This is a genomic window from Streptomyces sp. NBC_00454, assembly GCF_041434015.1.
In the GTDB taxonomy this organism is placed as follows: domain Bacteria; phylum Actinomycetota; class Actinomycetes; order Streptomycetales; family Streptomycetaceae; genus Streptomyces.
On the sequence record NZ_CP107907.1, the window covers coordinates 1,489,210 to 1,501,796 of the forward strand.

Genomic DNA, 12,587 nt, shown 5'->3' on the forward strand with positions numbered 1-12,587 from the left:
TGAGATCCGGCCATGACCGGATGTAGAGGAAGGTCCAAGTCCCCTTAGCCCACGGAGCTGTAGGCCACCACACCCCGCAGCAGCGCGTCCACGGCCTTGCGGGCGTTGCGGGCCACCGTACTGCCGCCCGCCGAGGACGGCGGGGCGGAGGAGGAGGGCGCCGCTGCGGCAACCTGCCCCAGGACGTCGATGACCTGCTTGCACCAGCGCACGAAGTCGCCCGCCGGCATCTCCGCCTCGCGCAGCACCTCGTCCAGGCCCTTGTCGGAGGCCCACTGGTACACCGCCCACGCGAAGCCGAGGTCCGGCTCGCGCTGGCCCACACCCTCCGCCTGGTTGATGCCGTGCTCCTCCTCCAGGGCGTCGAGGCGGCCCCAGATGCGGACCATCTCGCCCAGCGCCGCCTTCGCCGCGCCACCCGGCACCTTCGGCGCGACCGCGTCGTCGGACTGCCGTGCCTCGAAGACCAGCGCCGAGACACAGGCCGCCAGCTCGGCCGGACTCAGCCCCTCCCAGATGCCCGCCCGCAGGCATTCCGACGCCAGCAGGTCGAGCTCTCCGTAGAGCCTGGCCAGACGCCGGCCGTGCGGGGTGACCTCGTCCTCGCGCAGGTAGTCCAGATCGGTCAGCAGCGCGTGGATCCGGTCGAAGGTGCGGGCGATGGTGTTCGTCCGGCCCTCGATGCGCCGCTCCAGCTGCTGCGTGTCCCGCTGCAGCCGGTGGTAGCGCTCCGCCCAGCGGGCGTGGTCCTCCCGCTCGTCGCAGCCGTGGCACGGGTGCGCCCGCAGCTCGGTGCGCAGCCGCGAGATCTCCCGGTCGTCCGCCGCGGCCGCCCGGCCGCCCCGGTGCCGCTCCACCGTGATGTGCCCGGCCTTGATGCGCAGTTGGGACGCCAGGTCCCGGCGCGACTGCGGGGACTTCGGATTGAACGTCTTGGGGATCCGCATCCGCTCGACGGCCTCCACCGGGACCGGGAAGTCGATCGCGGCGAGCCGCTTGACCTGCCGCTCCGCGGTGAGCACCAGCGGGCGCGGCCCCTCGGTGTACTCGTGCCCGCGGTGCCCGTTGGACCGCCCGGCCGGCACGCCCGGGTCCAGGACCAGCGCCAGCCCGGCGAACTTGCCGGTGGGCACGTGGATGATGTCGCCCGGCTTCAGCTTCTCCAGCGAGGAGGCCGCCTGCACCCGGCGCTGGGCCGCACCCTGCTTGGCCAGGTCGTTCTCACGGTCCTTCAGGTCGCGGCGCAGCCGCGCGTACTCCTCGAAGTTCCCCAGGTGGCAGGTCATGCCCTCCCGGTAGCCCTCCAGCCCCTCCTCGTTGCGCTGCACCTGCCGGGAGATCCCGACGACCGAGCGGTCGGCCTGGAACTGCGCGAAGGAGGTCTCCAGCAACTCGCGCGAGCGGTGCCGCCCGAACTGCTGGACCAGGTTGACCGCCATGTTGTACGAGGGCTTGAAGCTGGAACGCAGCGGATACGTACGGGTACCCGCGAGCCCGGCCAGACCCGCCGGGTCCATGCCCCGCTGCCACAGCACCACCGCGTGGCCCTCGACGTCGATGCCGCGCCGCCCGGCCCGGCCGGTGAGCTGCGTGTACTCGCCGGGGGTGATGTCGGCGTGCTGCTCGCCGTTCCACTTGACCAGCTTCTCCAGGATGACCGTGCGCGCGGGCATGTTGATGCCCAGCGCCAGGGTCTCGGTGGCGAAGACGGCCTTCACCAGGCCCCGTACGAAGAGCTCCTCGACGACCTCCTTGAAGGTGGGCAGCATGCCCGCGTGGTGCGCGGCGATGCCCCGCTCCAGGCCTTCGAGCCACTCGTAGTACCCCAGGACGTGCAGGTCCTCGGCGGGGATCGCCGAGGTCCGCTCCTCGACGATCTCGCGCACCTTCAGGCGCGCCGTGTCGTCGTTGAGCCGCAGCCCCGCGTACAGGCACTGCTGCACGGCGGCCTCGCAGCCGGCCCGGCTGAAGATGAAGTTGATGGCGGGCAGCAGCCCGTCACCGTCCAGGCGCGCGATGACCTCGGGACGCGAAGGGGTCCAGATCCGGCCGCGGGAGCGCCGCTCGCGCTCGCGGTCGGCCTCGCGGACCATCTTTCCGCGCCGCCGGTCCTTCGGGTTGTAGCGGCTGGTGTTCTCCTCGCGCGCCATCCGCAGGAGGTCGGGGTTGACCTCGCGGCGCGCGGAGCCGCGGCCGCCGTGGTCGGACTCCTCCTCGAAGAGGTCGTAGATCCGCCGGCCGGCCATGACGTGCTGCCACAGCGGTACGGGCCGCTCCTCGGAGACGATCACCTGGGTGTCGCCGCGCACCGTGTCCAGCCAGTCGCCGAACTCCTCGGCGTTGGAGACGGTGGCGGAGAGCGAGACCAGGGTCACCGACTCGGGGAGGTGGATGATCACTTCCTCCCAGACGGCTCCGCGGAACCGGTCGGAGAGGTAGTGGACCTCGTCCATCACGACGTAGCCCAGACCCAGCAGCGACTGCGAGCCCGCGTACAGCATGTTGCGGAGCACCTCGGTGGTCATGACGACCACGGGAGCCTCGGAGTTGACGCTGTTGTCGCCGGTGAGCAGGCCGACCTTGTCGGCGCCGTAGCGCTTGCACAGGTCGGCGTACTTCTGGTTCGACAGGGCCTTGATGGGCGTCGTGTAGAAGCACTTGCGGCCCTGCGCGAGCGCCAGGTGCACGGCGAACTCGCCGACGATCGTCTTGCCCGAGCCGGTCGGGGCGGCGACGAGGACGCCCTTGCCGGCCTCAAGTGCCTTGCAGGCCTCGATCTGGTACGGATCCAGATCGAATTCGTACATCTCGCGGAACGGCCACAGGGCGGTGGCCTCTTCGGCGGCGCGGATCCGGGCAGCGGCGTACCGCTCGGCGGGTGAAAGTTCTTCGGTCATCTTGTTATCGAGCCTACCCGCCGCCTCTGACAACAGTCGCGAACTTTATGGCGAGGTCCCACGAGGTCCTACCGTCCTACGACAGCAGGCGCAGGGCCCCCGGGACGCACTCGGCGCCCACCGGAAGCGGCCCCAGCGGCTCCCCGTCCGCGTAGGCGGTGATGCCGGCCGCCTCCAGGGTCACCTTCGCGGCCCGGTGCACGGTGACCTTGGGGTGCGAGAGATGGGTTCCCCGGTACACGCGCGGGAACACCTTCAGCAGGGTGGCGCGGCTGCAGTCCCCGACGACCGTGACGTCGAACAGCCCGTCGTCCGGCTCGGCGTCCGCGCAGATGCGCATGCCGCCCCCGTACGAGGACCCGTTGCCGACGGCCACCAGCGTGGCCTCGGTCTCGATGACCGGACCGCCGTCCAGGGTGATCCGGTACGGGAAGGGCCGGAAGGCGGCCAGTTCCGCGATCATCGCCAGGTCGTACTTGAACTTCCCGACCGGCAGCCGCATCCGGTTGCCCCGGTCGTTGACCCGCGAGTCGAAGCCGGAGCACAGCACGGTCCCGTACCAGGTGCCGTCGCCGCCGCCCCCACTCGCGACGGCGCCCCCGCTCACGCCCGCGCCCGGGGTGACCCGGCCCAGGTCGATCTCGCGGATCCGGCCCGCCTTGAGCGCCTCGGCGGCCAGCCGCCCCGCCCGCGCGGGATCCCGTACGGGCAGTCCCGTGGCGCGCGCGAAATCGTTCCCGGTGCCCACCGCGACCACTCCCAGCGGTACCAGGGTCCCGGCCACCGCCTGCAGCGCCAGGGAGACCATGCCGTCGCCGCCCACCGCGATCACCGCACCGGTGCCCGCTCGGACGGCCGCGCGCAGCCGGGCCAGCGCGTCCGGTCCATCGGCGCCGACGACGGTCCGTACGGAGAAACCGGCGTCCCGGAGCGCGGAAGCGGCCGGCTGCGCGGCGTGCGCGCCCCGGCCGCGTCCGGCTGTGGGATTGACGAAGAGGGTGATCTCAGCACTCACCCGGGGGAATGTACCTGTCAGGCTCGGTCGGCGTCGATCACGTGGCGTCGTCGTAACCGTTGATCCGCGCCCGGCCGCCGTCGGCCTGCTCGGGCAGGGCGTTGGGGGACGGAACGGACTCGATCTCGCCGAGCGGCGCAGGGGTCAGGTCCAGCTCCGCGGCCTCGTCGTCGTCGAGTTCCGCGTCGGGGTTGGACTTCTTGCGCCGGCGGTCGTTGATCATGCAGATGCCGAGCGCGATGAAGTACAGGGCGATGATCGGGGAGGCCAGCGACATCATCGTGAGCGGGTCACCGGTGGGAGTCGCGAACGCCGCGAAGATCGTGATGCCCAGCACCATCGCGCGCCACCAGCTCAGCAGCCGCTTCGCGGTCAGCACGCCGGTGAAGTTGAGCAGGATCAGCAGCAGCGGCAGCTCGAAGGCCAGACCGAAGACGACGACCATGCGCGTCACGAGGTCGAGGTAGTCGTCGACCGGCAGCAGGTTGCGCGCGTCGGCGGGAGTGAACTCGAGCAGGATCACCGCGGTCTGCGGAAGGATCTTGTACGCGAGAACCGCGCCGGCACCGAACAGCGGGGCGCCGACCGCCACGAAACCGATCGCGTACTTCTTCTCGTTGCTGTGCAGACCCGGAGCCACGAAGGCCCAGAGCTGGTACAGCCACACCGGCGCGGAAAGCACCACACCGGCCGTCAGCGAAACCTTGAGCGCGATGGAGAAGGGCGCGATGAGGCCGTTGACCGTCATGTCTGCACAAGGACGGCCGTTGCGCTGCTCGACCACGCCGTTGGTGCAGCCGACGGAGTCCAGCATCGGCTTCAGCATGAAGTCGATGATGTCCTTGTAGTACACCGCGGCCACGATGGTGATCAGGAGGACCGCGACGACCGCCTTCAGCAGACGGTTTCTCAGCTCACGCAGGTGCTCGACGAGAGGCATCCGCCCTTCGGCGTCCTTCGCCTTCTGATCCAGCTTCTCCTGCTTGCGGGCAGACTTGAGCAACCCACGTCCCTTGTCTCGTCGCAGATGACTGGCCCGGCCGTGGCCGGCCGGAGTCAGCTCTGGGTGGTGTGGTTGGTCTCGTTGACGGGCCGGGCGCTGGTGACGTCACCGGGCGAGGCCTGGATCGTGCGCGGGGCCGCGGCCTGCTGCTGCGGAGCCGGGTCGGCAACGGAAGCGGCAGTGCCGTCCTCGGCCTCGCCGTCCTTCTTCATCGCCTTCGCCTCGCTCTTGAGGATGCGGGCGGACTTGCCGAGCGAGCGGGCCATGTCGGGAAGCTTCTTGGCACCGAACAGCAGGAAGATCACGGCGACGATCAGGAGGATCTCGAGGGGCTTCAGGTTGCCGATCATGTGTGTCTTCCTTCTCACCGAAACGGCTGGTTGTGGTCGCAGACGGCCCGGATCTGGATCCGTGAACCGCTCTGACAAGGATCGTAACCCCCGGGGGTTAACGCCCGGCAATCCCCTGGGGCATCGCCGCGCGCGTGGTCAGACAGTACGACGGTTGCCCCACCATGGCTATGGCCCCGGGCCATGGCCTGCGAGAACGGCGGGTTCGCGGACCGTTCCTATAGATGCGCGACCATTCCTATAGGCACTGCGGCCTCCAGGTACCACGGCATCGCACGGGTCCTACGGCATCGCGGAGCGCCCGGACCTGGCCAGGTCCGTCGCGGCCCGCTCCAGATCACTCGATGCGTCCGCGATCCGGCGGCCGGCGTCCGCCACCTGGCAGGCGAGCCTGCGCACCTCCACGAAGACCCGTACGGCGAGCACGGCGAGGACGGCGAGCCCGAGGAAGCCCAGAGCGATTGCGAACATCGGCCACAGCATGACCAGAGCCTAGGCCACCGGCCGGCTCAGACACTGCGCAGGGTGCTCACGCCGCCACCGGTCAGCAGCTCCACGATGCGCTCGCCCGCCGGCTTGCGGACCGCCGCCCCGCACTCGGGGCAGGTGAAGGAGTAGAAGGTGGTCCGCCTGCTGCCGCCGATCGCCAGACGCAGGGCCCCCGCGTCCAGCTCGAAGCGGGCCCGGCAGTCGGGACAGGCCGCCGTGAAGGCGACCGGCCCGGGAGCCGCCGCCCCGGGAGCGCCCGGACCGGAAGGCACCAGACCGGAAGGGACCGGACCGGAAGGGACCGGACCGGAAGCAGCGGGACCGGAAGCGGCCTGACCGGCGGAATCGGAGGACGGTACGGCCCGCACGGGCACGTCCCGCGGCCCTGGTGGCGTCGGCGACATCGTGCGGAGCCCCCTCAGACCTGTTCCCCAGCAGCCGCCGTGTCCTCATACGCGGCCAGCGCCTCCCGGGCCGCCCGGCGCGCACTGTCCGCCAGCTCCACGGGGGCCACGATGCGCCCCTCGCGGCCCAGCCGCAGCGCGAGGCGGCGCAAGGACGCCGGGTCGGGGCTGCGCAGCGTGATCCGCAGACCGCCCTCGGGCAGCTCCTCCGCACTGTCGTGCGGGTAGTACTCGGCGACCCAGCGCCCGCCGGGACCGACCTCGACCACGACCTCCGGATCCTCGGCGGCCGGCTGGACCAGCCCCTCCGACAGGTCGCGCGGCTCGATCGCGGGCGGATCGGCCCGCTCGTCCAGCAGCCGGATCTCGGCGACCCGGTCCAGCCGGAAGGTGCGCCGCGCCTCGGAGAGGTGGCACCACCCCTCCATGTAGGTGTGCCCGACGGCGAAGAGCCGGATCGGATCCACCTTGCGCTCGGTGAGCTCGTCGCGGGCGGGAGAGTAGTAGCGCAGCCACAGCCGGCGCCGCTCCGCGATGGCCCGGTCCACATCGGCGAAGACCCCGCCCTCGGACTCGAAGGTCACCGAGAGCCGGGAGCTGGCCCCGGCGGCCTCGCCCGCGGCCGCCTCCAGCTTGGCGGTGGCCCGCAGCAGGGCGTCCCGGTCGCTCTCGCGCAGCCCGGGCAGGGTGGCCACCGCGCGGGCGGCGACCAGCAGCGCCGTCGCCTCGTCGGCGGCCAGCCGCAGCGGCTCCGCGGTGGACTCCCCCGAGGCATCGGGGTTGCGCCACCAGATGCGCTCCCCGTCGGTGTCGATGTCGAGCAGGTCCCCGCCGCGGAAACTGGTTCCGCACATGGGGAGCACGTCGAGGTCCGAGATCAGCTCGTCCTCGGTGATCCCGAACGCGCGGGCGACGTCGGCGACGTGCGCGCCGGGGCGCTCGCGCAGGTACGTCACCAGGGACAGCATCCGGCGCGTCTGGTCGATGGCGTTGGCAGCCATGCTGGTACGTCTCCCCCTCAGGGCACGTGCTACGGGATTGGGGCAGCCCCGCGGGACCTCCCCGCGGAACCGGGCCCGGCCACCGGATCGGCGCCGGACCTGCGCGAACGGGCCGGGTCAGCCCTTGGCCACGGCGCGCAGCCGGTCGATCACGTCGGCCCGCAGATCGGCGGGCTCCACCACGACCACGTCGGGGCCGAACTCCACCAGCCAGGCGTCGAGCCCGTGCCCGTACGGGATCTCCAGCTCGTCCCAGCCCTCCCCGCCCGCGCTCTCGCGCACGGCGGTGGCCTTGGCCCGCAGCGGATAACCCGCACCGGCCCGCAGCCGGATCAGCGCGGAGCGGTCCCCGCCCTCCCCGGCCCAGCTCGCCACGGTCTCCCGCACCGTCACCACGTCGGGGACCTCGGCGGTGTACTTGGCCTGGCGCGAACGGACCTTCCCCGTGATCCGTGAGAGCCGGAACACCCGCTCCGCCCCGCGGTCGCGGTCGAAGCCGGCCAGGTACCAGTGGCCGCGCCAGCACTCCAGCGCCCACGGCTCGACCTGACGGGTCTCGGGGCGGGCGGCGTTGGACCTGCGGTAGTCGAAGACCACCGGACGGCGGTCGCGACAGGCCAGCATCAGCGGTTCGAAAGCCGCCTCGTGGACCGGGATCCGCGGTTCGATGGCACTGTGCTGGCCCTCGTAGGGATCCCCGGCCTCGGGCATGCCCCCGGCCCGCAGCTTCTGCAGGGCGCCGCTGGCGGCTCCGGCCAGCCGGGCCTGCTGCCACACCTTCGCCGCGAGCCCCAGGGCCGCGGCCTCCTCGGCGTCCAGCGCCACGGGCGGAAGCCGGTTGCTGTCGCGGCGGGCCAGGTAACCGGTGTCGCCCTCCAGGTTCTCGACGGTCTCGATGACCAGCCCGAGCTCCCGCAGATCGTCCTTGTCCCGCTCGAACATCCGGTTGAAGGAGTCGTCGTTCCCGGCTTCCATGTACGCCTCGATGGAACCGCGCAGTTCGCGCTTGCTGAGCGGCCGACGCGTCCCCAGCAGACACAGCGCCAGATTCATCAGCCGCTCGGCCTTGGCAATCGCCATCGAGCCCCATCCGCCCTTCTCGCCGCGCGGTCCCTCGCACCCCGACCGCGTACACCCTCGTGACCGTTGACCGTACCGCCCCGGTCCGCCAGGGCAAAAGCGAGGGCCCCTGCCGAACGGCAGGGGCCCCACGACTTCACAGCCGACCGGTCAGGCGGCCATCAGGTCGCACACGAAGATCAGCGTCTCGCCCGGCTTGATGGCACCGCCGGCGCCACGGTCGCCGTACGCGAGGTGGGCCGGGATCGTCAGCTTGCGACGGCCGCCGACCTTCATGCCCTGGACACCCTTGTCCCAGCCGGAGATGACCTGGCCGATACCCAGCGTGAACGGCAGCGGGGCGCCGCGGTTCCAGGAGGCGTCGAACTCCTCGCCGGTGGAGAAGGCCACACCCACGTAGTGGACGGACACGTTGGATCCGGCCTTGGCCTCCGCGCCGTCGCCGACCCAGATGTCCTCGATCACGAGGTCGGCCGGGACATCGCCCTCGGGGAAGTCGATCTCGGGCTTCTCGAGCTTGTCGCTCACGGTACTGCTCCTCAAACGTACGAACAGGGGGACAACCGGGACAGTCTTACACCACGGCGAGGATGTCGAGGCTGAAGACCAGCGTCGAGTTGGCCGGGATGGTGCCCTGCTCCTTGTCACCGAACCCCTGGTCCGGCGGGATCACCAGCAGGACGCGGCTGCCGACCTTCTTGCCGACCAGACCGTCCTTGAGACCCTTGACCGAAAGCTGGGCCATCGGCCAGGTCACCGACTGGTCGGTGGCGTACGTGCTCTCGAAGGACTTGTCGTCCTTCCACGTCTTGCCGTTGAACTTGACCACCACGTTGTCGGTGTCCTTGACGACCGCGCCGTCACCCTCCAGCACGTAGTCCGACACCAGCTTCGCCGGCGGCGTCACGTCCTTGGGAACCGTCACGGCAACTTCCTTGCCGTCCGTGTTCGTACCGACCTTGGGCAGGTCCTTGTTCTCCTGCGGGACCTCCTTGCCCTTGGCCGAAGCCGGGATGGACGTTCCCTTGACGATGTCCACGACGAAGACCAGCGTGGCATTCGGCTTGATGTCGGCGCCCTGACCCTGCGCCCCGTACCCGAGGTCCGGCGGAATCACGAGCTCCAGACGGCTGCCGACCTTCTTGCCCTCAAGGCCCTGGTCCCAGCCCTTGATGACCTGGCCGGCGCCGATGGTCACGTCGAACGGCTTGCCCTTGCCGAAGCTCTGGTCGAACGGCTTCGTACCGTCCCAGACCTGACCGAGGTAGTTGACCTGGGCGGCGTCGCCCTTCTTCAGCGCCGGGCCGTCGCCCTCACTGATGGTCACCACCTTCAGTTCCTTCGGCGGTTTGCCCGACCCCTTCGCCAGGGTGGGGCTCTCACCGAACTTGGCACCCTTCGTGATCGCGGGCACCCCGTTCTTCATCTCGGAGCCGCTGTCGCCACAGGCCGCTGTCGAAAGCAGCAGAAGGGGTACGACAAGCAGGCCGGCAAGTCGGCGCACGTGTTCCTCAGATCTCAGACGGCACATAGGTCGTCGCCACTCTAAGGCGTGCACAGGGCCCCGTACGAGATTCGTACGGGGCCCTGTCCCAGATCAGTGGTACGTCACACCACGCGCCGCGGCGCCCTACATCCCCGCGATCAGCTTCTCCACCCGGTCGTCCACCGACCGGAACGGGTCCTTGCACAGCACCGTGCGCTGCGCCTGGTCATTGAGCTTCAGATGCACCCAGTCGACCGTGAAGTCCCGCCGCTGCTCCTGCGCACGACGGATGAAGTCACCGCGCAGCCGCGCCCTCGTCGTCTGCGGAGGCACCGACTTGCCCTCGAAGATCTTGAGGTCGTTGCAGATCCGCGCCGCCTGCCCCTTGCGCTCCAGCAGGTAGTACAGCCCGCGCCGGCGGTGGATGTCGTGGTAGGCGAGGTCTATCTGAGCCACCCGCGGATTCGACATCGTCATGTTGTGCTTGGCCCGGTACCGCTCGATCAGCTGGTACTTCATCACCCAGTCGATCTCGGTCCCGATCCGGTCCAGGTCCTCCGCCTCGATCGCGTCCAGGGTCCGGCCCCACAGCTCCAGCACCTGGTCCACGACACCCTCGCGGATGCCCCGGCGCTCGGCGAAGTCCACCGCCTTGTCGTAGTACTCGCGCTGGATCTCCAGCGCCGAGGCCTCCCGGCCGCTCGCCAGGCGCACCTTGCGCTGACCGGTGATGTCGTGGCTGACCTCACGGATCGCCCGGATCGGGTTCTCCAGCGTCAGATCCCGCATCACCGTGCCCGCCTCGATCATGCGCAGCACCAGATCGGTCGCGCCGACCTTGAGCAGCATGGTCGTCTCGGACATGTTCGAGTCGCCGACGATGACGTGCAGACGGCGGTACCGCTCGGCATCCGCGTGCGGCTCGTCACGCGTGTTGATGATCGGCCGCGAACGGGTCGTGGCAGAGCTGACGCCCTCCCAGATGTGCTCGGCCCGCTGGCTCACGCAGTAGACCGCACCCCGCGGCGTCTGCAGCACCTTGCCCGCACCGCAGATCAACTGCCGCGTGACGAGGAACGGGATGAGAATGTCCGCCAGCCGGGAGAATTCCCCGTGCCGGGCCACCAGGTAGTTCTCGTGGCAGCCGTACGAGTTTCCCGCCGAGTCGGTGTTGTTCTTGAACAGATAGACGTCGCCCGCGATTCCCTCCTCGTGCAAGCGGCGTTCGGCGTCGACGAGCAGGCCCTCGAGAATGCGCTCGCCGGCCTTGTCGTGGGTGACCAGTTCGATCAGGTTGTCGCATTCGGGAGTTGCATACTCCGGATGCGAACCCACGTCGAGGTAGAGGCGGGCGCCGTTCCGCAGGAAGACATTGCTGCTGCGGCCCCATGACACAACACGGCGGAAGAGGTAGCGCGCCACTTCGTCAGGAGACAGTCGGCGCTGTCCCCTGAACGTGCACGTGACGCCGTACTCGTTCTCCAGCCCGAAAATGCGGCGGTCCATGACTGAACATTACGCCTTCTGCTCTGTTCTGAAACCGAGTTCGCGAGCGTCGTTTCGATCATTTTCCCGAGAGCCCTCCGCGGAGCCCCCCACCGGAACGCTCACCCCGGTACGTTCCAGCACCTTCCGAGTGACCGTCAGCACCAGCACCGCCGCCGCACCCGCCACACCCGCCACCGCGAACCCGGCCGCCGTACCGCCCGCTTCCACCGCCGGACCCGCCGCACCCGTACCGATCGCCGCACCCACCCCGAAGAACGTCACCAGCCAGGAGAACGCCTCCGTCACCGTGCCCACCGGAGCATGCCGGTCCACCACGATGAACGCACAGGCCAGGCACGGCGCCAGGAACACCCCGGCCAACGCCGCCAGAGCCGCCATCGCCCACGGACCCGGCACCAGCATCAACGGCAGATAACACACCGCCAGCAACGCCACCAGCACCCGCAACCGCCGCTCCGGCGCACCCGCCCACTGCCGTGCCCCGTACCCCAGACCACCCACCAGCGCACCCAGACCCAGCGCCGCCATCAGCCAGCCGTACACCGCCTGGTTCCCGTGATCGTCCGCATACGCCACACCCGCCACCGTGATCGACCCCAGCGCCGTCCCCACGAAGAAGAAGGCACCCAGCAGCGCCAGCAGCCCGCGCGAACGCAGCGCCCCCAGCCAATGCGCCTCACGCGGCTCCGAACGCCACGTCCGCGAAGGCTCCGACACCACCACCGACAGCGCACCCAGCACACCGATCGCATTGATCACCAGCAGCGCCGCCGCCGGATCCCACAGCGCCACGCACAACGTCACCAGCAGCGGGCCGACCGTGAACATGACCTCCTGCGCCACCGCATCCATCGCGTACGCGGCATGCACCCGCTCCTCGCGGCCACCGAGCACCCCCGGCCACAGCGCACGCAGCCCGCCCTCCAGCGGAGGCGTGAACAGACCCGCCACCACCACCGCCCCGTACGCCCACGCCGCCGAACCCGTACCCGCGAACGCCAGCCACACCATGCCCAGCGCCGACACCACCGCCGCCGGCAACTGCACCCGCGGCTGCCCGTACAGGTCCACCGCCCGGCCCAGCAACGGCTGCCCCACCGCATTGGCCACCCCGTACACCGCGGCCAGCGCCCCCGCCAGGGAGTAGCTGCCCCCCTCGGCCCGCGTGAACAGCACGATCGCGATCGGCGCCGTACCGTTCGGCAGCCGCCCTATCAGCGTGCCCACCAGCAGCCTCGCGGCGTGCCGGGTCCTGAGCAGCTCCGCATAACCCGCGGCCATCTCCGCCCCCTCCTGCCCGGACCCCGCCGGGGTAATACGTATAACTTGACGCGTCATACGTACCATGGCCAC

The 12,587-nt window shown here is 70.2% G+C and carries 12 protein-coding genes; all 12 read right to left on the reverse strand.

The window, feature by feature from the left end:
• Positions 1-44: 44 nt before the first annotated feature.
• Positions 45-2,897, reverse strand: a complete 2,853-nt coding sequence (locus OHU74_RS06955) for a DEAD/DEAH box helicase (protein ID WP_371615081.1) — start codon at positions 2,895-2,897, stop codon at positions 45-47.
• A 76-nt stretch (positions 2,898-2,973) separates the two neighbouring features.
• Entirely contained in the window at positions 2,974-3,912 is a 939-nt protein-coding gene (locus OHU74_RS06960) for a diacylglycerol kinase (RefSeq protein WP_371615082.1), read from the reverse strand.
• Positions 3,913-3,949: 37 nt separating this feature from the next.
• Positions 3,950-4,915 carry a twin-arginine translocase subunit TatC gene (gene tatC / locus OHU74_RS06965; RefSeq protein ID WP_371615084.1) on the reverse strand — a complete coding sequence of 322 codons (966 nt, stop codon included), beginning with the start codon at positions 4,913-4,915 and terminating at the stop codon, positions 3,950-3,952.
• Positions 4,916-4,968: 53 nt separating this feature from the next.
• Positions 4,969-5,265, reverse strand: a complete 297-nt coding sequence (gene tatA / locus OHU74_RS06970; protein WP_330295549.1) for a Sec-independent protein translocase subunit TatA — start codon at positions 5,263-5,265, stop codon at positions 4,969-4,971.
• A gap of 282 nt (positions 5,266-5,547) precedes the next feature.
• On the reverse strand, positions 5,548-5,748 hold the full coding sequence (locus tag OHU74_RS06975) for a hypothetical protein (RefSeq protein ID WP_371615085.1): 201 nt from the start codon (positions 5,746-5,748) through the stop codon (positions 5,548-5,550).
• A gap of 26 nt (positions 5,749-5,774) precedes the next feature.
• Positions 5,775-6,029, reverse strand: a complete 255-nt coding sequence (locus OHU74_RS06980; protein ID WP_371619591.1) for a hypothetical protein — start codon at positions 6,027-6,029, stop codon at positions 5,775-5,777.
• A gap of 143 nt (positions 6,030-6,172) precedes the next feature.
• Complete coding sequence (locus tag OHU74_RS06985; RefSeq protein ID WP_371615086.1) at positions 6,173-7,159, reverse strand: helix-turn-helix transcriptional regulator; 987 nt, start codon at positions 7,157-7,159, stop codon at positions 6,173-6,175.
• A gap of 117 nt (positions 7,160-7,276) precedes the next feature.
• Positions 7,277-8,239 carry a helix-turn-helix transcriptional regulator gene (locus OHU74_RS06990; protein ID WP_371615088.1) on the reverse strand — a complete coding sequence of 321 codons (963 nt, stop codon included), beginning with the start codon at positions 8,237-8,239 and terminating at the stop codon, positions 7,277-7,279.
• Between the two features lie 150 nt (positions 8,240-8,389).
• Positions 8,390-8,767, reverse strand: coding sequence for an FKBP-type peptidyl-prolyl cis-trans isomerase (locus OHU74_RS06995; RefSeq protein ID WP_371615089.1), 378 nt, complete (start codon positions 8,765-8,767; stop codon positions 8,390-8,392).
• A 46-nt stretch (positions 8,768-8,813) separates the two neighbouring features.
• Complete coding sequence (locus OHU74_RS07000; RefSeq protein ID WP_371615090.1) at positions 8,814-9,743, reverse strand: FKBP-type peptidyl-prolyl cis-trans isomerase; 930 nt, start codon at positions 9,741-9,743, stop codon at positions 8,814-8,816.
• Positions 9,744-9,869: 126 nt separating this feature from the next.
• Positions 9,870-11,231, reverse strand: coding sequence for a Pup--protein ligase (gene pafA / locus OHU74_RS07005; protein WP_371615091.1), 1,362 nt, complete (start codon positions 11,229-11,231; stop codon positions 9,870-9,872).
• Positions 11,232-11,240: 9 nt separating this feature from the next.
• A complete protein-coding gene (locus tag OHU74_RS07010) occupies positions 11,241-12,515 on the reverse strand; it encodes an MFS transporter (protein ID WP_371615092.1) in 1,275 nt (424 codons plus the stop codon).
• Between the last annotated feature and the right edge of the window lie 72 nt (positions 12,516-12,587).

What these genes read in the sequence shown, in the direction of transcription:
- tatA (WP_330295549.1), bottom strand. Translation starts at nt 5,265, where the DNA reads ATGATCGGCAACCTGAAGCCCCTCGAGATCCTCCTGATCGTCGCCGTG.
- OHU74_RS06990 (WP_371615088.1), bottom strand. Translation starts at nt 8,239, where the DNA reads ATGGCGATTGCCAAGGCCGAGCGGCTGATGAATCTGGCGCTGTGTCTG.
- OHU74_RS07010 (WP_371615092.1), bottom strand. Translation starts at nt 12,515, where the DNA reads ATGGCCGCGGGTTATGCGGAGCTGCTCAGGACCCGGCACGCCGCGAGG.
- pafA (WP_371615091.1), bottom strand. Translation starts at nt 11,231, where the DNA reads ATGGACCGCCGCATTTTCGGGCTGGAGAACGAGTACGGCGTCACGTGC.
- OHU74_RS06975 (WP_371615085.1), bottom strand. Translation starts at nt 5,748, where the DNA reads ATGCTGTGGCCGATGTTCGCAATCGCTCTGGGCTTCCTCGGGCTCGCC.
- OHU74_RS06985 (WP_371615086.1), bottom strand. Translation starts at nt 7,159, where the DNA reads ATGGCTGCCAACGCCATCGACCAGACGCGCCGGATGCTGTCCCTGGTG.
- OHU74_RS06955 (WP_371615081.1), bottom strand. Translation starts at nt 2,897, where the DNA reads ATGACCGAAGAACTTTCACCCGCCGAGCGGTACGCCGCTGCCCGGATC.